Genomic DNA, 23,405 nt, shown 5'->3' on the forward strand with positions numbered 1-23,405 from the left:
TCTTAGGATACCCTGATTGATTCACATATTCAGGTAAAACATTCATTTCACAAGTAATATCAAATGTCATTTTGCCCATAGGTTCTCACTCTTTCAGTAGGTAATAAACAATTTTAAAAAATCTATGTTCCTATTATTGTTGAATTATACTCCATAAGAGTTTATTTGCAACAACCTCTTATATGTCCTGTAAGCAGAATAAGAAAAAAATAATTTATTCACGTATTTATTGTGATAGTAATATTCGCTTCTTTCCCAAATAAAATATCCAAATATAATCCCTCCAATTAAAAAGCACACTAATCCAATAATAAAAGTCAACATCCATTCTCAGATGCAATGTAATAGGTTAATACTGATTCTATAATTAAAGTAGCCAAACTGAATATAACAAACTTTACTTTTATAAACTTTTCCTCCAGACTATTCTATTTACTCTTTTTGTTTGAGTTCCCTTGTAAAATTATCAAGGAAACCTTCAGCCTGATTTATAGAGAAATGGTCATTTAATCTCATATTAAAGTAATAGATACCACCATTATGATCATTAAAGTAAGCTGTATAAAACTCACCTGAATCCTTTACCATATGTTGATACTGTACTTCAAATCCATTTGTTATTTTGTTCTTCATCTCACTATTTCCTGAACTCTTGCCTCTGCGATATTGTAAAGAGATTTCATTAGTACCTTGGAAAGGCCCATACAACAATTTGGAATGTTGTGCTTCTTCCCATCTCTTAATTTTCTCATTAGAATTATATGATGAATCAATTTCCCCTTTTTTAGCTGAATAATATACCGTTAAATCAACAGGACCTTTAAAACCTTTTAGCTTAGTAATAGCTGCAAATGTAATGGGATACTCAGATACCTCTGGAATAATCACATTTTGGCCGAATTCTTCAGTAGCTTTTCTACTGATAATATCGGATGCACTAATTTCATTTATAATAAGGTTACGAGAAAGAATAAAAGCTAAAACTACAGCCACTATTACCGCAACGCTTGGAAGAATAACCGAGAACCTTTTTACGGTTTTCTGGGGTGAGGTATTTTTAATTTTATTTATAAAAAGGTACTTCTCCTTCTCGTTAAGTTCAATTCCCTTAAAGGCAAATTCATCAAGTGAGGTTTTTAGGTCATTATCAAATTTCTCCATTAACCTTAAACCTCCTTTTCATTAAGCTTCTTCCACGATTAAGCCTTGTTTTTACTGTATTTACATTCAAATTTAGGGTATCGCTAATTTCAACTGTATCCATTTCCTGATAATAATAAAGAATAATTACTTCCCTATACTTAATAGGCAAACTCATTACAACAGAGGCAAGTTCCTTATTGTGAATATTTGTCATTATAGTTTGCTCTACGTTATCACTATTGGGTCTATCCTGATATAAATTTGAAAATTGAACTTTACGGTAATGCCAGCTTTTGAGATAGTCTTTTGATTTATTTATTGCAATCCTATAAATCCACGTTTTTAATGCACTTTCTTCTCTGAAATTTTCCAAATGATTATAGACTGATAGGAATACCTCCTGAACAATGTCGTCCATAGTCTCTAAATTTTTTACATAGGAAAATACAACCTTTCGTATGTCGTTGACATATTGGAAAACAATCTTCTCAAAGAAATCTTCCTGGTCTTGACCTATCACTTCCAATGTACCACCCCGTTTCTCTTTACATTTATTTGACGATTTAACCGTAATTGGCGGTTCATTTTTCATTCGAAAAAGTTAAAAGAAAAGCTGCCGTAAAAAACGGCAGCCACCGGAAAGATTCATTTTTATAAACAAACCGAATCTTTTTACTTAATAAGAATTTCAACTAGAAGGCATCAATCCTACCCGCATATTAACGACCCGTTTGTTGAATAAGTACCACGAGTAATTTCTTTATTTTTTCAAAACCTTAAGAAGTTTGAATAATAGGAATCCGAAGCCAACCATTATTGCTAGTAGTAATAAAGGAACCAATATATTTGAAATCATAAGTTCTCCTCCTAAAATTTTTTATTTCTAATTACTACCTTGCTATCTAATTCCGATAAGTGGAAAATATGTATTCTGTTAACATTCCTTATATTTCTACAAGAAAGAGGCTTCCTCCTTCTTGGATCGAATCCTCTTTAGTTTACTTTTCTTTTTTCCCATTCGTTTTAATAGACTGTCTCCACTCATCCCAATTAAGAAAGCTCCAATTATAAGAAACCCATTATGATAATTAGTAGATTGATTTGGAATATAGGATATAAAAATTAAAACGAATCCTCTTAATGCCATTATAATATTCTTAATCAATAACCTCTGTCCTGCAGTCAATGTAATACCTCCAGAAAATATAAATTTACTCCTTTTTATCTTGTTCAAGTATATCTATGATTCTATTCAGTTTCTTTTCAATATCATTATTATTTTTTGATGGCTTCTTTCTAATAAGGAACCAAAATAGAAACGGTAATAGGACTATACCTACAAGAAAAATAAATAATACAATTGGAATAAAGTATCTCCATAATTCAAATTATTCCTTATTTTAAAATTTTTAGATATATTATACCATTTTACAGAAAGAACCTAAAAACACAAAAAATCTACCTCTCATACTTGAGGTAGATAAATATTTGTATGATAGTTAGCGATTTATATACTAAAAATTACTCTTCAATCTGCTATATTAATAGTTCTGCCCCTTCATTGATTAATACTACTTTCCGTCATCAAAAAATTGGAGAAGATAAAATATCTCCCGAAACCTTACATGTATTTACTGCATCATATTTTTAAAATGATTTCCTTTCCTCATCTTGATCTAAAAATACCCAGCAAAATAAGAGTTGTCTCGTTAAAAAATATCTTTAAGGAAAGTAAAATTATTAACAAGTTCTCTTTCATTAATCGTAAGCCTATTTGTTAAGTCTTGCGTTCTTAATATAAACTCTTTTACCCCAATAAATTCAGATTCACTAATCAGGTAAAATTGTGTTCCTTTTTTAAATCCATTAAACTGCCTTTTTAGTTTATAAACCTTCATGCTATAACCTCTAGAGATAAATTTGTGCTATTTTTTCAATTTGAATAGTTCTAACTCTTCATCAACAGCAGGAATAGCTGCGGCTCCTTTGTTTCACAACCTTTCATGCATATTTGAAAATTGTAACACAAGTGATAAAGAGAGCTACAGAAAATTGTAATATCCTTATAATCTTCTTAATCTTTTCCTTGCTAAGTAAATTATCTATTCCTCCGAATAAAAACATAAAAGCCATATGTATACACCATGGAAACTTAATAGCCAACTAATAATGTTGTCCTTGAATCAACAGGAGTCTTACAACTCGTATCTATGAGATGATTAATAACAAAACACTAAGAGAGATACTCGCATTTTTGATAGTGCGTGATAATGCCCATCAAAATGCATTTGCAAAGGCATTGGAAACATTGGGAGTTGATTGGGGGAAACTTTTCCCAGTACCAAATTAAGAGATAAACAAATATCCTGAATGTAAAAAGTAAGTTGATATGGACTTTCATAATGCTCAATTCAACTTCAGGCTAGATGAAACTTTAATAGGACAAATTTTCTCAGGACAATTACCTAGCAGGAACGGACAAGAACTCCAAGTTATTAATCCTCCAACTGGCTACCCTGTTCCGGAAATGCCCAAAATGCCAAATGAAGATGCGCCAGGAATCAGTGATTTACAAAATTAATCTTCTTTTAAACACTTACCATAAAGATGCTAAGTGTTTTTCATTTTTATAATGGTTTAGATAAAAGAATTGATAGGTATGTAGAGAGTAGTGGTCCCAATATGGGAGGCTTAAAAAATAGTTGGAGGACATCATGAAAAAAGCAATGATTATCGCCAATCCCACTTCTGGGAAGGAACAGGCGGAAGATTATTTAAGGAAAACAGAAGAAGTGATCACAAGCCTGTTTGATACAATTGAGGTCCGTAAGACTGAAAAAGCAGGTGATGCTGCCGAGTTTGCATTACAGGCCTGCGAGGAAAAGTTCGACTCGGTCTTTTGCCTCGGTGGAGACGGGACTGTTAATGAGGTAGTAAATGGCCTTGCCGGCCAGGTACACCGCCCAAAGCTTGGCATTGTTCCCTTAGGTACAGTGAACGATTTTGCCAGGGCGCTAGAAATTTCCCTGGATCCATTTAAAGCGATTGATATTTTTGGCACACAGTCAGTTCGGGCTGTTGATATTGGCAAAATCAACAATGATTATTTTGCCAACGTACTCGCGGTCGGAGAAGTCGCCGAGGCTACCTTTCAGGTTTCAATCGAACAAAAGACAAAGCTGGGAAGCCTTGCCTATTTTCTTGAAGGAATGAAAGCATTCCTTCGTAAAGAACCACTCCAATTGATTGTTCAGCATGATGAAGGGTCGTGGAAAGGTGAAGCCTTCCTGCTGATTGCTGCCCTTACCAATTCAGTTGGAGGGTTTGAATCACTTGCCCCGGACGCACACGTGAACGACGGGAAGTTCCATGTGTTTATTGTAAAAGACCTATCAATCACAAAAACAGCTTTCATGATACCGAAATTAATTTCAGGTGATCTGAAGGAAAGCAGTGAGGTTGACTACATCAGGACAAGGACCCTTGCTGTTTCGGCAGAAGGCGAGCATGCCGTTAACATTGACGGAGAAGAAGGAAAAACCCTTCCTTTCGAGGCAAAGGTTCTTCCGAGCCATCTCGAAGTCTATGTTCAAGCTGCAAAGGAAGATTATTAGTGGCTTCGCTGGGGAGCTATTTGTTGAAACTTTTCTTTGCTTCACTTTTTATCTATTAAAAAACACCATTTCTTAAAAAGAAAGGTGTTTTTCCTACTTTATTTACCTGTTTCAGCAAAATGCTTAATTCTATCTCCAATTTCATCTCTTACACGTTGGAAGAATGCCCATTTTTCTTCTTCGGATCCTTCCGCTTTTGCTGGGTCATCGAATCCCCAGTGCTCCCTTTTTACATGAGGAGGAGTGATCGGGCAATGTTCAGCGGCATGACCACAGAGAGTCACAACCAAATCAGCATTGTTTAATATTTTAGGGTCAATGACGTCTGATGTCTGATTTGAGATATCAATGCCAGCTTCCTTCATTGCCTTAACTGCATTAGGATTTAGGCCGTGTGCTTCAAGCCCTGCACTTTCGACTTCCCATTCATCACTGTTAAGATATTTCTTTGCCCAACCTTCAGCCATTTGGCTGCGGCAAGAGTTTCCAGTACATAAAAAGTAGATTGTTTTTTTAGCCATGTTTGTTACCACCTTTATTAGTTTGATTAAACTGCTTCTCTTTTGAAATACTTACGTTTAAACCAATAAGCAACATTTACTAAGGCAATCATCACTGGTACTTCAACTAATGGTCCAATGACAGCAGCAAATGCAATTCCGGAATGAATTCCAAATACGCCCACTGCAACCGCAATAGCTAGTTCAAAGTTATTGGATCCCGCTGTAAATGCCAGGGTTGTCGTTACTGGATAATTTGCGCCAATTTTCCGGCCCATAAAGAAGGAAACAAAAAACATAATGACAAAGTAGAACAGTAGTGGAATAGCAACTCTCACAACATCCAGTGGAAGAGTCAGGATTTTATCCCCTTTAAGTGAGAACATCACAATGATGGTAAAAAGCAAGGCAATCAAGGTAATGGGGCTGATTTTAGGGATAAACACACTCTCATACCATTGACGGCCTTTCACTTTTACTAAAATTAAACGTGTCAGCATCCCTGCGATAAACGGTATTCCAAGATAGATGAAAACCGATTGAGCGACTTCGCTCATTGTAATATCAACGATAGCTCCTTTCATTCCAATCCATTTTGGGAGGACCGTCACGAAGAAGTATGCGTAAAAAGAGAAAAACAATAGCTGAAATACAGAGTTAAACGCAACAAGTGCGGCAGCGTATTCTCTGTCTCCCTTTGCAAGATCATTCCAGACAATAACCATGGCGATGCATCTTGCAAGTCCTATAATGATAAGCCCAATCATGTATTCAGGCTTATCCGGTAAAAAAATAATTGCTAATACAAACATAAGAGCAGGACCAATAATCCAGTTTTGCACGAGTGAAAGAACCAGAACTTTTACATCCTTAAATACTCGGCCCATTTCCTCATAACGCACTTTCGCAAGGGGCGGATACATCATAAGGATTAATCCTACAGCTAACGGAATCGAGGTGGTGCCGACCTGGAGGCTGTTTAAGCCATCGACAAACCCCGGATATACATTTCCAAGCAGGATACCGATTGCCATGGCAAGAAAGATCCATAGCGTTAGGTATCGATCAAGGAAAGACAGTCGTTTTTTCTTTTCATTGCTCATTGCCTAATCTCCCTTTATTAGCATCCACAACGTAATGTTGGGTTGCTTTTAATGATTTGTTCCATTTTTTCTGTTTGTTCAGGAATGTAATGGAGAACACTTTCCAAAAGAGGATAAGCATCACTAGTCTTATTGATGGAATAGTAAACCCATTGACCTTTCCGTTCCTCTTTGACCAGACCTGCATCCTTTAGTTTTCTTAAATGCTGACTGATAGACGGCTGGCTCATATCAAATACTTCAAGAAGTTCGCATACACACAGCTCCCGGATATTTAAAAGAGCCATGATCGTCAGCCTAGTTTTATCACCGAGGAGCTTTAAAACCAAAGAAGCCTGCTCCACTTCCATTTTCACTTGCTGCATGTTTCCACTCCCCTCAACCAATCCGTAATTAGGATATAACTATTTGCTTATATGTTCAATAGGAAAACACAATCTTTACAAATTCTTCACATTGTTCAACTGCTCATACGCAGCCGAAAAGTTCTGAAACGAAGTTTGACCTAACGTGGCCTCAACATTCTGAAAAAGTCGAGAAAAGGTTATATCTTTTGCTTCTTCCAATGATACCTGCCTGCTATTCATGATCAAACGAAAATACGCTTTAAAGTATTCAACACTAAGGTTCCCACCACTATTAATAACCATTCATTACACCTCCAACAGCTTTTCCATGGCCATAACATCCACTCGCTTTCCATCCATTTCCCCCTGTTCCTGAAACACTCCGACTTCCCGGTACCCCATCTTATGATATAGCTTTTGTCCTGCAAGGTTGAAAGGAAAGGTAAATAAAATAATTTTGTGGAAACTTTGTTCCTTTGCTGCTTGTTCGATGCCTTTTAACAGAATTTTTCCTATTCCCTTTCCACGATCCCCTCTTTTTATATAGACGGATAAATCCGCGACAGAGCTATAAGCACATCGATGGGAATAAAGATTAAGAGAAGCCCAACCAACCACTTCATTTTCTTCTTTAGCTACCAGAACGCTGTATCGTTCGCCACGGCCAAGAAACCAACCTTTTATGTAATCAAAGTCTTTTTCATCTGTTTCTAGGGTAGCAATCCGGTCCTGGATTCCCTGATTATAAATGGACAAGATTGCTTCTAGGTGGTCATATTGAGCATTTTCAATTTTTATCAAACTTCATTTCTCCTTTTTATCAAAAAAATTTGATTTTATGTGTTGCAATTTGGATATCCTGGAATTATAATACATTATATCAAATGATTTTGATTTAAGGGAGGCATACAACATCTTGGAAAACTTTATACCATTTACTGACTTGTCTCTTGCCACAACCTTTTCAGATTATGAAAATAAATTTAAGGCATTGGCCGATCAGAAGAGATTGCATATTCTCAACTTACTATGTCAGCAGAAAAAGATTAGTGTAGCAGAACTAACCGAAAAAGTGGGGATGCCACAATCTAAACTTTCGTACCATTTGAAAGTGCTGCTTGATGCTAATTTCATCTTGAAGGAAACACAAGGCACCTGGAGTTACTACACGATTAACGAAAAGGAAATCAATCACATCTTATCACCAGAGCTTTGCTGCCTGTTCAGACCTACATGCTGTTAGGTCTTCGGGCAAAATATACATCAATTTTTTTTGATTAAAACATCAATATTTTTTGATTAAAGGAGGAATTGCACATGTGGCCAATGTATGATGTTTACCTAATGGTTGAGAAAAAGAAAAAGGAAATTGAAAGGAATGCAAGAAATGCTTGGAAGTATTCCATGCCAAAGGAAAAGAGGAGCTTTTGAAACTTTTTAAAGAAAAAACAGGTAACCCAGTCTTGTGAATACAGCTGCCTGTGTGAGGCATAAAGGAGGAATGAACCATGTTAGAATTTATAAAGAGTTTCCTGGGAATAGCTGTTGAATTGACCATTCTCTTTATCGCCATCAGCTTCGCGGTAAGTCTTCTCCAAGGCTATATCCCATACGAAAAAATTGAAAAGAAGCTTACTGGCAGCAACAAATTTATCGCAAGCCTCATAGCTATTGCTTTCGCTTTCATTACACCATTTTGCTCGTGCTCCACGATTCCTGTTGTTGTAAACATGCTTAAGAATAAGATTCCTTTTTCAATTGTTATGGTTTTCCTGTTTGCTTCCCCTGTACTAGACCCAACAATTTTAACCATTATGGGCGTCGTTATGGGCTGGAAAGTAACGGTTCTGTATACCATTATTACATCTATCTTCTCTATAATCATCGCCTTTACCCTTGATAAACTGGGATTTGAGCGACATGTAAAGAATGTGATGATGACAGGCTATGAGCAAACAAACCAAAAATTTAAATGGCGTTATGCAATAAACGAAACGATAGGTCTCATGAAAAGCGTGTATCCTTACCTTTTAATTGGTGCTTTAATTGGTGCTGCCATACATGGATTGGTTCCAACCCATTTTATCGCGGAATGGTTTGGCCGTGATAACTGGTGGTTGATCCCTATCGCAGCTATCATCGGTATTCCACTGTACATCCGCTTGTCGAGTATGATTCCAATTTCACAGATTCTGATTGCGAAAGGAATGGCACTGGGGCCAGTTATGGCATTAATGATATCTTCTGCAGGAGCCAGCCTTCCGGAAGTGATTCTTTTAAAATCCATCTTCCGCAAGCAGCTAGTAATAGCATTCATTCTTTCAATTGTCGGAATGAGTACAGTTTCAGGGTTCATATTTTATCTAATTTAAGTAAATGTGTTTTATTTATTAAAAGAATTTAAACGTTGCTATGAAACTCCTGATCACTGGCTCACTTAAACTGCCAAAGAATATTTGAATCTCTTGCCAACGATATCTAATGGAAAGAATATGGCGGAAAAGACAGCGTCTCGTTCAGGAAAAGCTTTATCCCTGTTCTTGTTTTAGGCCAGAAGCCGCTAACCAGAGTGTAAGCATCCTTAACCCAGCAGTTGACTTTTCTCTATTAGATTTCGAATCGCTGGAAAAATAAATTAAGCTCACTATCAAGCTTATCAATGAACATTTATAAGCCCTACTTGAAAGGAGGTGAAAGAAAATGATGAACTTTTTTAAGAAAATTACTGGTCAAAAGGCTGTCTCAGGATGCTGTGGAGTTGAAATTAAAGAGGTACAGCACACAGAAGGACAAAAGGAAGATTCTTGTTGCGGAAGTTCAAGCGAAGAAAAAAATGAGTATTGCTGTAGCTAATATTAAAATAAGGGGTACCTGTTTCATTAACAGGTACCTTTTAATGTTACTTTTTTTCAAACTAATGATGCTCCGTAAGCTTAAAAATCAAATAAAAACTATCTCAACTTTGCAATTTACTTTTTTCTCCCCAGGCTTTCATTAGATTTTCGTGATATTGTTTTGGGTTTTCTATTTCAAACCAATCCATTGAAAAAGCTAGGCCTGCATGTGTTTATTATGACGCTTTCGAATGGTTTCGTGATATGTATAGTGAGGATAAATCATTGTTGAACTCCCGCTCCTACTTTTTGAAAGTTTTATTTCCTCAATTTCATTCCAAAGCACCTTGTTTCTTTTAAAATCAACTATAACCCCATCATCATCCCTAAAAAATCCATTACCTTTTTGTCTATTCCACCAATAATAAAGAGAAATACAGATTAACCTTAATGAAAATAAGAATCCAAATATGAGAATGGGGAGAGATAATCCTTCAGGAATAGCCATTAGTATAATGAAAAAGAAGATTAGACCGAATCCCATAGTAAAGAGGATAAATCTCCAGAAATAGAATATATTTTAAACTGTTCCAATTGAATGAACTCCTTCTTAGATGTATTTATTGTTTTTTATTGGTTTCTTCTTTCCAATAAAAATATATAACCCTTCATATTTAAAAATCCTTTTAAATTTTAGGCTCTGTTAAACTTCACTGTTGATTTTCGCTCACGTCGCTCGCTTTCCGCGGACGATCCGGGAGCCTCCTCGGCGCCTTGCACCTCCGGGTCTCCCCTGGCCCGCTTTTCCCGCAGGAGTCTCGCGCATTCCGCTCTAATCAACATAGTGCAAAATCAAAAATATTCTTTAATACAGCCAAATTTTAAAATATAATGTCCTAATTCTTCGAAACCTTTAGCAATACCTTCTTCAACTCCGTTTGTTCTATAAGAAAAAAAGAGCTGTTACTGCAACTCCTTTACCTTAGCCCCTAGTTTAAGTACAAATGTTCCTAATTTATTTATGAATCTATTATTCAATTTGATTCATGATCCTGCTGGGTTCCCATCACTATTATTATCTGGTACAAAATCACCAAACTGTTGAACTAGAATTCTTCGTCTTTACTAAATCTTTCTTTTTCAAGAGGCTATTTAATTTTTCTGAACTTAGGAACATTGCTGCAACAAAAACAACAATACAAAATGGAAAAATCCCAATAGTTAAATGGGATGCTGCAAAACCAAGAAGAGGCGGCATAAAGGTACTGCCTGTATAAGCAACCGCCATTTGATACCCCATAATTGTCTGAGAAGGTTTCTTTCCAAACCGTGTTGGCGTTTCATGCAGCATACACGGAAAGATTGGTGCCAACCCTAATCCAACCAAAATAAAACCTACAAGCGAGAAAATGGATGGCAATGGAAGGAAAAGAAGTGCAGCACCAGCAAGTGCTATTATTTGCCCCATCCGAATGAGGATAGGACTATTCATTTTAAAGGTTATAAAGCCTGTAATAAATCTGCCAATTGTGATTCCTGCGTAATAAAAGGAAACCCATTGCGCTGCAGCTGTTGGGGATAATTCTTTGACATTTACCAGAAAACTGCTTCCCCAAAGACCCATTGTTGCTTCAGCCCCACAATAAAACAAAAAGGATGTAAGAGCCAATTTAACCCCTTTAATCTGTAAGGGTTTTACTATTTCCGCTTGCTCTTCATGAAAACCATAATTTTGATCTTCCAGATCTTGATTTAAGGCGGTATTACTGCTTTTCACTCTGTTCCATAACGGCAAAGTGAACAAAAGGATGAGTGCTAATACAAATTGAATACCTGAAATGGTTAGATATCCATTGCTCCAGTTTCGCCCAGAAATATACTGTGCCATAATGACAGGGCCAAGAGTCGCTCCAACTCCCCAAAAACAATGTAACCAACTCATATGATGCGCCTTGTAATGTGCTGCAACATAATCGTTTAATCCCGCATCAATTGCTCCTGCACCCAATCCAAGTGGGATAGCACAGAGAAATAACCAAATAACCGACGGAGCAAAGGAAAATCCAAGTAATGCACCAGCAGTCAATATTGTACTAACAACAGTAACCTTTCCCGTACCGAACCGTTTAAGGATCCTTCCACTAATTAAACTGGAGATGATTGTACCGCCTGCAATTGTCATGAAGAGCAAACCTGCAGTTTCAAGTGGGGCATCAAAGTCTGTTTGCATCACAGGCCACGCTGCTCCTAACAAGGAATCAGGTAACCCTAAGCTGATAAAAGCTAAATAAATAATAACTAAAAGGAACGTTGCCATTGTTTACCCTCACTTTGTTTCTTTTATTTGGTAGCTGTATTCAACATAAGATCAAGCCCCAGCCTTTGTAATCCATATAAATAATCTTGTTTCCAATCACTTATTGTAAGGACTGGAAGGTGTTCTGCAGGGATATATTTAGAGCTTGTGATAGCAATTTTTTCTACTGTCGCTTCTTCCACTTCATCCCTGCAAAAAATGATGGTACGAGGGTTAATGATAGCTGTAAACGAAGCTACTAATCGGCTGATTGCGTCAATTTGATCATCCTCAGAGATTGTGACCTTTTTAGGCCCAATTCCTTTTTCAAAAGCTTGCCGGAAATTTCGATCATTATACTGAGGGACGAATGAAACCTCTCCGGCAAAAAATGTACTACCTCGCACCACATCTCCATTAATCATAAAGCCCGCACCAGGACCATTTTGACCGGAATATAAATATATTAGGGATTGATTATCCTTAACCCCTTTATTATGGTGATATCCGAGAACTGCAGCATTCATATCGTTCTCAACCACGACCGGTACGGAAAAATGACCCTCATAGAACCCTTTTATATCAAAATTTTGAAATTGCTCATAACCAGGTATATAAAATATCCGCCCATTATCAACGGAACCAGGAACTCCAATTGCGATAGAACTGATTTTTGGATATGCATTAATCAATTTTTCAATACACTTAGTTAATAAATGTAAGCCATCCTCGACTAATACACTTGGGACTTTTCCTTGTTCCTTTACTTCTCCCACACAATTAAAAATGGCATAATTCGTCTCTGTGCCCTCTAAGAAAATGGCCAGACCCAGCATATGCTCTGGATTGTATGTATATCTTTTTGCTCTTCTCCCTCCACTGGAATCGTCTAATCCCACTGAAATAATTTCCCCGTCCTTCTCCATATGTGCGAGGAACTTACTTATGGTCGGAAAACTTATGCCTAATTTATCACTAAGTTCCACTTTAGTTGAACTTTCGAGCTCTAAAAGAGCAGTACGAATTCCACGGAGGATTACCTTCCCCATCAATTTTGGAGTAGCATTCATATACGTCACCACCTATAACTAGACTTATTAAAAAGGTTTAATAAGTATCGAAAAAAACTTATTAAAGTTCTTTAATAAGTGATGTTAATAATTTATCATATAAATCTATTGAAAACAATTGCATTCCTTCTTAACAAGGGGACAAAAATTCTTAAAGGGCAAATGAATATAGGACTAAGGTAATTAGAAGCTAGTACTATATTATCGAATTCTTTATATTAAGTTTATTTACTTATGAAAAGGATATTACGTAACTAATCAAGCACTTGGTGCCGCCCCCACTCCTTCCTTCATAGACGGCACCAGGTGCTTATTTTAATTTTCTATTAGTTTAAAGTATTTATTTTCAATAAAACCATTTTTTTGAAGCAGTAATACCTTACCTTAGTTTGTGATGTGCACAGATGACAACCTTTCCCTTGGCGTATCCTTCTCCAAGATACTTTATAGCTTCTCCCACCTGACTTAACGAATATATTCTATCTATTACAGGTTTTACTCTGCCGTCCACAAATAACTCCTGTAGGAAATTTGATCTTGTTTGTTTGGTTTATGTACAAGGATATTGAAATTCTTCCTTTCCTTTTTTGAAATTAACGGACCAAGGAACAATATTTGAGAGATTAGTGACATGGTTCCACCGACCATGACATATGTCCCTTTAGGATTAAGCAGACGCTTATAATCGAAAATTGATCGATTTCCTACTACATCAAGAATCAGATCATACCCTCGACCATCTTGTACGAGGTCTTCTTTAGTGTAATCAATGACTTGGTCCGCTCCCATCTCCTTCAGCATCTCCAGCTTCCCCGTACTGTCCACACAGGTGACTTCAGCCCCATGTAATTTAGCAATCTGCAATGCAAACGTACCGACACCACCTCCGGCCCCATTTATCAAAAGCTTTTGGCCATCCTGAAACTGTCCTTTATCACGTAGTCCCTGCAAGGCAAGAACGGCAGCTTGAGGAATGGCTGCTGCTTGTTCATATGTCATACTGGAGGGTTTTATAGACAATGCATCTTCATGCACACATACATATTCCGCAAATCCGCCCCAGCCACACCAGGAAATATCCCCGAATACCTCATCGCCTGGAAGAAGGTTCTTTACTTCTCTGCCAATCGCTTCAACTCTTCCTGCTATGTCCGCTCCGAGTATTTGGTATTTTGGTTTAAAAATTCCGCCGATACGGGCTAGGAATGGCTTACCTCTGAGTAGATCCCAATCCCAGGAATTTACGGATAATGCATGGACTTTTACGAGAACTTCATTTTCCTTTTGTGTGGGTGTTTTTAATTCCATGAGTGTTAGATCATCTGGTGTTCCGTACTTATGGTAAACTTATCGCCTTCATAAAGATTCTCCTTTAAACATCCGTTATCGCTAAAAATTTTCTTACTTTAAAACCAAATCTTGTTTATGAATACAAGTCTAAAATATATATTTATTTCTGTATTCTAATTAAGTATATTCTGGAAGAAAATACAAATTCCATCTTACGGCTCTACTGCCCTCATAGTCGGCAAAATCTAAAGAAAAACTTCCTCGTTGAATATTAAAACTGTTCGAAAGGGGTAATAAAAATAAATATTCTATTACAAGGCAGAAACTAATCGAGGTGAGAGAAATGTCCCGTTTGGTATGGGATGCAGGTTGGATTATTGGCGGCCTTGCGCTCTTTTTGATCGTGGCAGGATGGACGACGTTAATTATAATGTGGAAGAAAGCCGATAAGGAGTGAGTATTGAGGTCCCGTTAAACGTTAGTGTAGATATATCTTCACAAAAAAAGAATACATTATGAGTTCTAGCGCTCAAATCTACTTCAATGACCGCACCATTTGATTTAACAAATAGATAAAATTTTGTTGCAATGCTACCTAATCAAAGATAAAAAAGTCAACAGAGTCTGTTGACTTTACTTCTCTTATTAGGCCAGAATTGTAATTTACAAATATCTTTTCATCATTCTTTGGAAAAATTTATAATGCTCTACTATGAGTACCATATTTTCCACTTATAGAAGTTGATAAAATGAAATTTAAAACAAATAAACTCAAATAAAACAGTGAGTAAACTCATTATCAGTATGTAACCTGTCTCTGTCCCTACCAGCACTTCTTTCCCATGCATATCCAGGATGTTAAGTATATGTCTAATGGCTCCATGTCAGTATCTTGGGCATAATAAAGTTTATATTAGAGAGGTGGTTTTTATGAGGCTAAAAAATGGTGATTTTTATATAAATATTTTTACAAATAAGTTATATAGGTTAAATGAGGATAAGGATAGCAGCTGGTACTTCAGTTTGCGTACAGACGAAGGTTATCATGAAACAGAAAAGATTTCAGGACGTGATATGATTAGATTGGTATCAGATAGTTATAAAAAAAGCTAATCAACAACATTGAACAATTAAGTATGCATCCGCATAATCGGATGCTTTTATTGGGTTTACACCATTGAGATCTTCAAGTTGTATAGTAATTACTGGAAAAGATAACCTCACCTTCAGTTTAAATGGCTAATTTTCCTCTTAATTAACTGCTACTGAATCAATAACGTCTCCCCCTTTTTCCTCAAATGCTTTCTTAAAATCAAATGCAAAAGGAGTGGGACCATGCTGAATATAATAATTGTATCTCTTGAATGCTTCCTCCCTTGTGACATCCTGCACCTTTTCTGTCCACCAAACTACATAAGAAAGGTGTTTCTCAGGATAAGGTTCGATCCATTTGCTTCTATCTCGTAATGCTTGTTTATGCTGCCCTGAATAGGTAAAGCGATATAAGGATTGAAGGCTCCTCCATACTGTTAATGTAAGAATAGGAAAACCCTTCTCCTTTACGGTTTCTTATGGTAAAGTGACTCTTTCAGGTGAAAATGCCTCTACAAGACCTAGTTTAGTTGCCTGGCGGTACACTTCATTTCCCACTTGAAAAAATTCACGAGAGGCTGGGAGGTCATAGGGGTGGTTCAGCCTTCCAACAGTATAGATTGAAACTAATGCAATAAACAGCCCATTTAGTCTTTTCTAAGGTATATTCAAGTGAAAAAGTGAAAATTCCATTTCAGTTAACCTGCCCTTTAAGCGTTCTAATCGTTCTATAAAGGAATTTGCGCTCCACATGCCCACCAAGTTAAGACTTAGTTAAGCCAGTAGAAACCTAGCAATTGACAACCTTCTGCATGAGTTAATCGCTTCTTTTCTAAAAATAGGCCTGACAAATACACCTCGTTTTGATAATTTTTGCTTATGCAGCTGTTTTCATTTTCCTTCATCGCTCGTATAAAACACCCATAATTTCCTATCAGTATTAAAAGTAATACCTTAAATTGGTTCCAATCAAGAAGTGTTTGCCTTGTTATTTAATACCCTGGAATCCGACCAATGATAATTGAACCAAAAAACAGCCATATTCTTTCACTTCCTCAACTCACTATATTGAATATGGATTCGGTTTTCCGGCTTTTGGTCAACAGTATATAATACGATAAGGAAAAACCACCATTCCAACGGCTTCATCATAAGGTAGACAAGATCTGCAGACCATTTTGATTGGATATGCCGGCTAACAGGATATCCATACTTATCGTAAAATTTTCGGATGGATTTGTGACAGTTAGGCGTGTATTTCTCCAAAATATTTTCAAAGGCATTTGCAATCAGCAGTTGGCGGTTGACGACAATTCTTGAACCTCTTCTTATTCCTGCCCTAATTGGCTTCACTAGTTTTCTATGCCCCGTTGCCGAAACCGTACACAGATAATGGCCGTCCCCCTCAATCACCTCAGGTGGCGGTGCTGGTATTCTGGAATAATGAAAAGAACTTGTATCTAGGAACACTCGGATAAAGCTGTCAGGCCTTTGTCCAAACAGAACCAATAACATTTGTATAAGAATAAGGACTGGAAAAAGAAAGATTACCCATACTTGTGACATCTTTTGATAGTTTGAAGAGGTTCTATAAAGAAAAAGTAGAAAAGGATGGTTGTAATTGATCTCTGTTTCACTCATTTTTTCAACAAAACTATTTAATGACTCTTTTAATCGTGCAATATAGAGGAAAATTAACGATAGGAAGCTGAACTGCAATATAAGGACAGAAAAGTCCTCACCATCATGGGTAAAAGCTGTATGAGTTAGATAGATGATTGCAAATAGGATATTTAAAATCAACACCGTGCTGCCTGCGACAAATAGAATTGGAGAAAGCGCCTCTCGAGAACCTACCATCCAAAAGCTAAACATACCAATGATTAATAATATTATCACTGACAAGACGTGTTCATTGGCAAGTGAAGCATATCCATTTACTTTGGCTCCTCCCAATGCAAAAATGCCGATCGGCTCTCCTCCCGCCACTCCACTCTTATTAATTAAAAATCCAATCATCAATAAAAAGAAGATAGCCATGGAACAACAAGCATCGAAAACTTTAGTCCTTACCGTTCCACCGTTGGCCTCTTGAGATCTCTTTTTCGATGTAAAACTCTGAACCATTCGAATAAAGGCATAGACAGGGACTGACACACATATAAGAACAGCTATAGTGATAACCAACTAAAATACCTCCAATGAAATAACACTTCTTTTTCCATGACACTTGTGTTTTGAGATACCTTACGCAAATTCAAAGTTGATTCATTATAGAAATTCTATGTATAAATAAATAATAATACATAGATAAGCTAGGTACAATGGTTTTATTCTTTTCTTAATAAAATTTTTTTGTAATTAAAAATGTGATTTTTTACGGCAGAGAATTTGTTTTGCATGTAAATAAGACGAAGACATTCAAAATCCTATCTCCTACTTCTAATATTTTTAGATGTTTAATAAACGTTTCTGGTTCTTTAAGGTACAAAATTTTACCATCTTCTTCGTTTCTTTCACGAAAAGACCTGCCGAAGCAACTCCTATACTAAACATAAGTCCCACCTTTGGAAAAGTACATTCCCTTCCCAAGCTTTTATTACCCTTTTCTATTGAGAATTCACATCATTTTTGTTGATGGTGACAATACTTATAGTTCTTCAGTGAGAGTATTTATTTTAAAAAAGTTAAATAGAGGAAAAGGCGTAAAGTTCGATTAGATGATAAAAAGATAAGGTAATCCTACCTGTGGGTACTTATGAAACCTTTACGATTTACCATAGACTTTGATACAGAACGTTTCTTGAGATAGGTATAAAGATTGCCGAGACATAAACCAATAAACAAATAAATTAATCCCCCAAATGCTGCATATACAAGGGTTCCTGCAGCAGCTGTGAGGAAACCAAAAATAACTTGATCTTTATCTTTCGCTGGCGATGTCGGTGGATCGGTCAGCATAAAAAATGCAAAGAAAAGAGTACCATTTATAAATGGCGGTCTAAGTGCATCTACTGCGTCACCAATGTTAAAATACCCCATCAAAGCCAGCATTACAAAAGTTGTGCCCAAAAACGAAAAAACCTGTGGGAATTTATGAATTCGGTTAGCCACCATATATCCGCCGACTAAGAGAAATAGAATTGTCCAAACTGAAAGATCTCCAAATGCCCCCCACCAGCTTTGGCCCGTTTTAAAAAACAGGAATGAAAAAAGCAAACCGAATGCAGCAGGATTAAAAATCGGTTTTTTCTTATAAACGAGAAAATGCTTTGATAAAATTGCAAACACAGCAGTTGCTCCTACGACTAATATAGAGGTTGCAGTGCTTAATATAAGGGCAATGATTAAACCTGTAATAACCGCACCCTCCGGTAATGTCCATTTTCTTCTTTTGATAATATTAAGGATTATATCAACAATAACTCCTGCAAAAACAGCAGTGAATGCATTTTTAATTCCATGTGAATCTTTATAGCCTATTGCAGCAATAATAAGGAAGGCAAACATGGCTATTGCTACATACCCTTTTGGTGTTTTAATCCATTTTTTTAGTGTCATTACTATTTCCTCCAACATGTATAAACTGTAAATCAGATGTAATAAATAGTCCCCTTAAGCCCACCTCTTCCAATAACTTTTTCCCTTTGTCCGCTCCTAGCAAAAAGCCTGCAGTAGAAAAAGTATCCGCGATCATCGCATAAGGTGCAATAACCGTTGAGCTCACCAATTCATTTGGTGACTTCTTTGTTTCAGGATTGATAATGTGGTGCATGCCAGGAACTTTTACATTCCTGCGTTCATAACTTCCTGAAGTGCAAACAGCCAGGTTTGAGATTTCAAAAACATGAACAATTTGTTCTTTCTTCTCAGGATGCTGAATGCCAACCTTCCAAGGAATTCCCTCTTGTTCCATACCACCTGCAAATATGTCTCCCCCTGCATTGATAACAAACCCATCAAACTCTTTCAGTTCATTTGCAGCCAAATCGATCGAAAATCCTTTTGCAACGGCTCCTAAATCAATGACAAGTGGTTTTTTTAAAAGTAAGGTATGGGCAGATGGATCCAAAATTATATCTCGATACGTTACGGCGTCTGCTGCGGCACTATTAATAACAGAGCTCGTTAGGTAGTGGCGATTATATCCCTGTTCCTCCATAACTTTACCGATGGAAGGATCAAATTTCCCATAGGTAAGTTTGGCTACTTCCAAAGCAAACATAAGGGGTCCGAATAAATATCGGCTTATTTGAACAGATTTCCCGATTACCCTGGTAACCTGCATTAATTCACTATCAGGGCTAAACCGGCTGCAAGCCTGCTCTACTCTGCGAAATTGTTCAAACGCCCGATTAATAGCTGCTTCAGCCTCCTCTTTATTGTCGGTGTTCCCCGTAACTACCTGTATATCAATGACTGTGTCCATAAATAATTTCGTTTTTCTCATTTTATCTCCTAAGAATTCTGGGCTTGATTGATAGCATCCTGGACAGCATCTGTAAACGCCTCTGTGCTGTATGTTGCTCCTGAAACAATACCTACATTCGCACTTTGCCGCTGAATGACTTGACCAGGAAGATCAACTACATCACTTTCAGAATAATGCATACCCCAGTTACTAATTTGAACATCCACAATTTTGTCTTTCCTTAAGGTTACGGCTACTTGAATATCCCCGCGTCTATTCATACCACTTCCTGTAAAAGTTCCATCTTTATATTTTTGTTTTGCCTTTTTATTTTGTTGGTTTAAAGCATAATTCGCAATATTTCCAGTTGTACCAGATTGCTGTACTTTGGTATGCAAACTAATTTGGTTATGTTGGGCTGATTCCATTTTGACCGCCTGTGTTTCAGTAGAATAAAATCCACTGGTATAAGCTGCAGCCACTGCTGTGCTACATAGAATTACCCACTTTTTATCCATTTTTACCATAGGAATCCTCCTTTGTATCAATCATCTCTGATACAGCCAATTATATTTAAACACTTTTAAAATTTCTTTAAAAAGCCAAAATAATATCATTTAAAATACTTTAAGAATAAAGCCGAGATATTCTTCGCTTTTGAAAACCACAGATGTTGATCGCTTTCCTGAGCCGTGAAGAAGTCTCTCATGGCCCACTCTTTTGATGGAGTCACGTACTGATACACGAACAGTCAAAAAATACCCACCTTTAGTAGCCGATTTTATCACCTGTCACAAATTTAAAATATGTAAGGCAAATAGACCATCGATATGTAATTAAATTTGATGGTCTATTTATTGATATACCAGCATTGATTTTGCTTTGTTATATAATTTGCTTATCAATTTAAGCGGCAATTTAGCTGAAAAATTAAAAAGGGTATGCAAAAATCGCTTGCACGCCATCGTCAAGCGATCTTTGTTTTGGTAACTATGGGCTTCTTTAATAAAAGCACCGTTACTTCAATAAGAAAAAGCAAACCTATTTGAAGGAATGCCCACGCTGGTTAAAGAAGAAAAAGGGTTTGTTCTGAATTATATGGTATTTATTCAAAACATCCGTTAATAGATCGGGTACCTCTTTATGGATCGGTTTTATTTTGCCGTAATGATTAAGAGTGGGTTCCCTATTTCATATTTCACTTTTATGCCAACAAGTTTCTATTTCTCAACCTGGTAGAGTAGTAGGAAAGTTTTGTATTGAGATTTTAACAAAATTCATCACAGTTTATTTACTAAACTTCTCTTAGCTCCAAAAGAAATGAGCTGCTTTGGCAGCCTTTTTCAAAAAAAAGCCCTCCATTAGTAGAACAAGCCGTCAACTCTTTTTTGTTCTATTTCTAATAATTGATTGTACTCTTCGTTCTCACTTTCAATTTCTTTAAATGCTCTTTCTGCATCGGAATTTTTCAGTAGCCAAGCTAACCCATCACTTAGGAAGATTGTTTTATATCCCCCCGAAATTTCTATAACTACCATATAAATTCATAAACTGTCTTTTTCGATCAATCAACGATCCCGATGGCCACGAACCTTGCATCTTCCGAATTTGAATAATTTGACCGGTATGGTATGCTTCGTGAAGCATTATGTCTAAAAGCTTTTCTTCAAAGGAATTTTGTTTAAGTTCTTCTTTGGTTGTTTTACTGAGCGCTTGTCTTAAACTGCGTTGAACTATTTCTGCACGTTCCACAATAGCTAGCCATTCCTTGTCTTCATATTTGTTCAGTAAGTTGAAGGTTTCATCACCATCGAGGTCAAATGTCCATTCACGGCCTTCTAAATTTGCTACAAGTCTCTCTTTATAGCAGACAAGATGATTAACATTTTCCCAAATGGTTTTGGTTGCCTCTCCTACTGGTCTCCACATTACCTGGTCTGCGGTGATTCCTTCTATTGCAGGTTTGAAAGGCACATACCAACTCTCCTTTTCAAAAGTAGTATCGAGCATTCTTAAGAGCAAGTCAGTTTGATTCATTAACTTTTTGGCTCATTTAAAATTATGTTCCAATTAAATAGTATTTCACCCAAAAATGGATAACTCCTTCTGAAAGTAGTTGCCCGTTTCTATGGCCAGATTTCATTAATCCAACTTGAGTTTAACGAGATAAAATTTTAAAGGATCACTCCCGCAAAGGTTCCTCTTAAAACTAGTTTCTCATTCTGGTTTATGCATATGAAAGAAGCCATAATGGCTGTTCTATTATTCTCCTGCTTTTCAAACTGCTCAATTTCTACTTCACAAATAATTGTATCTCCCGTAAAAACAGGCCTTAAAAACTCAAAATTCATAGTACGGGCAAGTACATTGAAATCTCCGCCAACCTTTGTGGGTAATGTAGCAGTTAACAACCCTTGAACAACAAGTCTACCCTGTTCATCAGGAGTAATATGATGATTCCCTTCATCTAAAGATAGTTTTGTAAACATTTCAACATCTTCTTTGTGGAATGTTCGTTCAAACCTAATTACGTCTCCTACCGACAATCTGTAATCCCCCTTGTATTTAATACTAATATTAGTATAAATGATATTCGAAAATTCTAACAATATTTTAAAAAAGCCCTCCTATTTTTTGAAACCCAAAAATTTTATTAAATTAATAATTATTTTTAAGAGCAGTTTCTAGCAAGTAATTATGTAAAATAAGCTGGCTTTTCGTCATTTGCTTAACTCTAGCTAACTGAATTGAACTTTTAACACGCTTTATTGTTATTTTTACTATCAGAACATTCATTTAAATTGTTATAGTTATTTCAAAGGGAGTGGTTTTTATGGAATTAAACGATGTTATTTGCGGGCACAAATCCATCCGAGAATATGAAGATAGGGAGATAAGTCAAGAACTGCTAGATGAAATTTTAAATGCAGGCATTCGTGCCTCTTCAAGCGGCAATATGCAATCTTATTCAATTATCATCACCAAAGACAAAGAACTTAAGAAAAAATTATATAGTGCACATATGGAACAATCGATGGTTGTGGATGCTCCTATACTATTAACCTTTTGTGCTGATTTTAATAGAATGAGAAAATGGCTAACGCTTAATGATGCACCTATACATTTTGATAATTTTATGAGCTTTATGATAGGTGCCATTGATGCAACTTTGGCAGCACAAAACTGTGCTTTAGCAGCAGAGAATGCGGGGCTGGGAATTTGTTATATGGGCTCAACGCTTGCTAATTGCGATCAAATTGGAAAAATACTAGACTTACCACCAAATGTTGTACCAGTTGTAGGTTATTCATTAGGATATCCCGCAGAAAATCCAGCTCCACGTGATCGGCTTCCACCGCATGGACTTGTTCACTACGACCAGTATCATGATTATTCGGAAGAAGAAATTTTAGAGATCTATAAAGAAAGAAATGAAAAGGGATGGAAACGCTACATGGACATCCCTAGGCTTAAAGAAATGACAGAACGATTAGGATTAAAGAATCTTGCTCAAGTCTATACCATTGCCAAGTATACGAAAGAATCTCACCACGAGTTTTCACAGACAGTACTAAACTACTTGGAGACGCAGAATTTTATGAATAATGAGTGATGATTTTTCAGATTTTTGAAAGAAAAAACGATCCCCAAGAACATCGCTTGTTTTTGGGGTAATTTTGTTTTTATAGGTGTATTAAGTTGCAA

At 36.5% G+C, this 23,405-nt stretch carries 26 protein-coding genes and 2 pseudogenes; 7 read left to right on the forward strand and 21 right to left on the reverse strand.

The window, feature by feature from the left end:
* Nucleotides 1-432 precede the first annotated feature (432 nt).
* The 4 genes from G8761_RS15675 to G8761_RS15690 all read right to left on the reverse strand — a co-directional run bounded on the left by G8761_RS15675 (nucleotide 433) and on the right by G8761_RS15690 (nucleotide 3,041).
* Nucleotides 433-1,161: a hypothetical protein gene (locus G8761_RS15675; RefSeq protein WP_166028293.1), complete on the reverse strand. Its 729-nt coding sequence runs from the start codon at nucleotides 1,159-1,161 to the stop codon at nucleotides 433-435.
* Complete coding sequence (locus tag G8761_RS15680; RefSeq protein ID WP_338000973.1) at nucleotides 1,148-1,663, reverse strand: sigma-70 family RNA polymerase sigma factor; 516 nt, start codon at nucleotides 1,661-1,663, stop codon at nucleotides 1,148-1,150. The genes G8761_RS15675 and G8761_RS15680 overlap by 14 nt, the downstream gene beginning before the upstream one ends.
* Before the next feature lie 691 nt (nucleotides 1,664-2,354).
* Nucleotides 2,355-2,510: a DUF4083 family protein gene (locus G8761_RS28105; RefSeq protein WP_166028423.1), complete on the reverse strand. Its 156-nt coding sequence runs from the start codon at nucleotides 2,508-2,510 to the stop codon at nucleotides 2,355-2,357.
* 342 nt (nucleotides 2,511-2,852) lie between these two features.
* Complete coding sequence (locus G8761_RS15690; protein WP_166028297.1) at nucleotides 2,853-3,041, reverse strand: hypothetical protein; 189 nt, start codon at nucleotides 3,039-3,041, stop codon at nucleotides 2,853-2,855.
* Nucleotides 3,042-3,308: 267 nt separating this feature from the next.
* On the opposite strand from G8761_RS15690, the pseudogene G8761_RS15695 reads away from it, so the two are divergent.
* A pseudogene (locus G8761_RS15695) lies at nucleotides 3,309-3,724 on the forward strand (manganese catalase family protein); the annotation flags it as partial.
* A gap of 133 nt (nucleotides 3,725-3,857) precedes the next feature.
* A complete protein-coding gene (locus G8761_RS15700) occupies nucleotides 3,858-4,757 on the forward strand; it encodes a diacylglycerol/lipid kinase family protein (RefSeq protein ID WP_166028299.1) in 900 nt (299 codons plus the stop codon).
* Nucleotides 4,758-4,855: 98 nt separating this feature from the next.
* Here the strand turns inward: G8761_RS15700 and arsC are convergent, their stop codons facing one another.
* The 5 genes from arsC to G8761_RS15725 form a co-directional block, all read right to left on the reverse strand.
* The gene (gene arsC, locus G8761_RS15705) at nucleotides 4,856-5,278 is read right to left on the reverse strand and encodes an arsenate reductase (thioredoxin) (protein WP_166028301.1); all 423 of its coding nucleotides are present in this window, start codon (nucleotides 5,276-5,278) and stop codon (nucleotides 4,856-4,858) included.
* A gap of 26 nt (nucleotides 5,279-5,304) precedes the next feature.
* Nucleotides 5,305-6,360 carry an ACR3 family arsenite efflux transporter gene (gene arsB, locus G8761_RS15710; protein WP_166028303.1) on the reverse strand — a complete coding sequence of 352 codons (1,056 nt, stop codon included), beginning with the start codon at nucleotides 6,358-6,360 and terminating at the stop codon, nucleotides 5,305-5,307.
* A 17-nt stretch (nucleotides 6,361-6,377) separates the two neighbouring features.
* The gene (locus tag G8761_RS15715) at nucleotides 6,378-6,725 is read right to left on the reverse strand and encodes an ArsR/SmtB family transcription factor (protein ID WP_166028305.1); all 348 of its coding nucleotides are present in this window, start codon (nucleotides 6,723-6,725) and stop codon (nucleotides 6,378-6,380) included.
* Between the two features lie 75 nt (nucleotides 6,726-6,800).
* Nucleotides 6,801-7,010: a hypothetical protein gene (locus G8761_RS15720; RefSeq protein ID WP_166028307.1), complete on the reverse strand. Its 210-nt coding sequence runs from the start codon at nucleotides 7,008-7,010 to the stop codon at nucleotides 6,801-6,803.
* Nucleotides 7,011-7,013: 3 nt separating this feature from the next.
* Entirely contained in the window at nucleotides 7,014-7,508 is a 495-nt protein-coding gene (locus G8761_RS15725) for an arsinothricin resistance N-acetyltransferase ArsN1 family A (protein WP_166028309.1), read from the reverse strand.
* 115 nt (nucleotides 7,509-7,623) lie between these two features.
* Between G8761_RS15725 and G8761_RS15730 the strand changes: the two genes are divergently transcribed.
* The 3 genes from G8761_RS15730 to G8761_RS15740 all read left to right on the forward strand — a co-directional run bounded on the left by G8761_RS15730 (nucleotide 7,624) and on the right by G8761_RS15740 (nucleotide 9,560).
* Nucleotides 7,624-7,950 (forward strand): ArsR/SmtB family transcription factor, encoded by a 327-nt coding sequence (locus tag G8761_RS15730; protein ID WP_166028312.1) that lies wholly within the window; start codon nucleotides 7,624-7,626, stop codon nucleotides 7,948-7,950.
* Nucleotides 7,951-8,215: 265 nt separating this feature from the next.
* Nucleotides 8,216-9,079 carry a permease gene (locus G8761_RS15735; RefSeq protein ID WP_166028314.1) on the forward strand — a complete coding sequence of 288 codons (864 nt, stop codon included), beginning with the start codon at nucleotides 8,216-8,218 and terminating at the stop codon, nucleotides 9,077-9,079.
* A gap of 328 nt (nucleotides 9,080-9,407) precedes the next feature.
* Nucleotides 9,408-9,560 (forward strand): hypothetical protein, encoded by a 153-nt coding sequence (locus G8761_RS15740; RefSeq protein WP_166028316.1) that lies wholly within the window; start codon nucleotides 9,408-9,410, stop codon nucleotides 9,558-9,560.
* A 1,071-nt stretch (nucleotides 9,561-10,631) separates the two neighbouring features.
* Here the strand turns inward: G8761_RS15740 and G8761_RS15745 are convergent.
* The 4 genes from G8761_RS15745 to G8761_RS15755 form a co-directional block, all read right to left on the reverse strand.
* Nucleotides 10,632-11,858 (reverse strand): MFS transporter, encoded by a 1,227-nt coding sequence (locus G8761_RS15745; RefSeq protein ID WP_166028318.1) that lies wholly within the window; start codon nucleotides 11,856-11,858, stop codon nucleotides 10,632-10,634.
* A 23-nt stretch (nucleotides 11,859-11,881) separates the two neighbouring features.
* A complete protein-coding gene (locus tag G8761_RS15750; RefSeq protein WP_420800262.1) occupies nucleotides 11,882-12,916 on the reverse strand; it encodes an ROK family transcriptional regulator in 1,035 nt (344 codons plus the stop codon).
* Between the two features lie 370 nt (nucleotides 12,917-13,286).
* Entirely contained in the window at nucleotides 13,287-13,418 is a 132-nt protein-coding gene (locus tag G8761_RS27870) for a zinc-binding dehydrogenase (RefSeq protein WP_338000969.1), read from the reverse strand.
* Nucleotides 13,403-14,215: an NAD(P)-dependent alcohol dehydrogenase gene (locus tag G8761_RS15755; protein WP_338000970.1), complete on the reverse strand. Its 813-nt coding sequence runs from the start codon at nucleotides 14,213-14,215 to the stop codon at nucleotides 13,403-13,405. Before G8761_RS15755 ends, G8761_RS27870 begins: the two co-directional genes overlap by 16 nt.
* A gap of 912 nt (nucleotides 14,216-15,127) precedes the next feature.
* Between G8761_RS15755 and G8761_RS15760 the strand changes: the two genes are divergently transcribed.
* Nucleotides 15,128-15,310: a hypothetical protein gene (locus G8761_RS15760; protein ID WP_166028322.1), complete on the forward strand. Its 183-nt coding sequence runs from the start codon at nucleotides 15,128-15,130 to the stop codon at nucleotides 15,308-15,310.
* A 138-nt stretch (nucleotides 15,311-15,448) separates the two neighbouring features.
* Here the strand turns inward: G8761_RS15760 and G8761_RS27290 are convergent, their stop codons facing one another.
* From G8761_RS27290 to G8761_RS15800, 8 genes and pseudogenes are all read right to left on the reverse strand, one after another.
* On the reverse strand, nucleotides 15,449-15,739 hold the full coding sequence (locus G8761_RS27290; RefSeq protein WP_338000974.1) for a DUF3291 domain-containing protein: 291 nt from the start codon (nucleotides 15,737-15,739) through the stop codon (nucleotides 15,449-15,451).
* Nucleotides 15,740-16,336: 597 nt separating this feature from the next.
* On the reverse strand, nucleotides 16,337-17,476 hold the full coding sequence (locus G8761_RS15770; RefSeq protein ID WP_166028324.1) for a DUF6688 domain-containing protein: 1,140 nt from the start codon (nucleotides 17,474-17,476) through the stop codon (nucleotides 16,337-16,339).
* 555 nt (nucleotides 17,477-18,031) lie between these two features.
* Entirely contained in the window at nucleotides 18,032-18,850 is an 819-nt protein-coding gene (locus G8761_RS15775; protein WP_166028326.1) for an RnfABCDGE type electron transport complex subunit D, read from the reverse strand.
* The gene (locus tag G8761_RS15780; RefSeq protein ID WP_166028328.1) at nucleotides 18,828-19,739 is read right to left on the reverse strand and encodes an FAD:protein FMN transferase; all 912 of its coding nucleotides are present in this window, start codon (nucleotides 19,737-19,739) and stop codon (nucleotides 18,828-18,830) included. Before G8761_RS15780 ends, G8761_RS15775 begins: the two co-directional genes overlap by 23 nt.
* Before the next feature lie 8 nt (nucleotides 19,740-19,747).
* Complete coding sequence (locus tag G8761_RS15785) at nucleotides 19,748-20,227, reverse strand: FMN-binding protein (RefSeq protein ID WP_166028330.1); 480 nt, start codon at nucleotides 20,225-20,227, stop codon at nucleotides 19,748-19,750.
* Between the two features lie 90 nt (nucleotides 20,228-20,317).
* Entirely contained in the window at nucleotides 20,318-20,455 is a 138-nt protein-coding gene (locus G8761_RS15790; RefSeq protein ID WP_166028332.1) for a hypothetical protein, read from the reverse strand.
* An 823-nt stretch (nucleotides 20,456-21,278) separates the two neighbouring features.
* A pseudogene (locus G8761_RS15795) lies at nucleotides 21,279-21,737 on the reverse strand (DinB family protein); the annotation flags it as partial.
* 137 nt (nucleotides 21,738-21,874) lie between these two features.
* Nucleotides 21,875-22,246 (reverse strand): hotdog family protein, encoded by a 372-nt coding sequence (locus tag G8761_RS15800; RefSeq protein WP_166028336.1) that lies wholly within the window; start codon nucleotides 22,244-22,246, stop codon nucleotides 21,875-21,877.
* Between the two features lie 287 nt (nucleotides 22,247-22,533).
* Here G8761_RS15800 and G8761_RS15805 point away from each other — a divergent pair, with 287 nt between their 5' ends.
* The gene (locus G8761_RS15805) at nucleotides 22,534-23,313 is read left to right on the forward strand and encodes a nitroreductase family protein (protein ID WP_166028338.1); all 780 of its coding nucleotides are present in this window, start codon (nucleotides 22,534-22,536) and stop codon (nucleotides 23,311-23,313) included.
* Nucleotides 23,314-23,405 lie beyond the last annotated feature (92 nt).

Source organism: Neobacillus terrae (genome assembly GCF_011393025.1).
GTDB lineage: Bacteria > Bacillota > Bacilli > Bacillales > Cytobacillaceae > Neobacillus_A > Neobacillus_A terrae.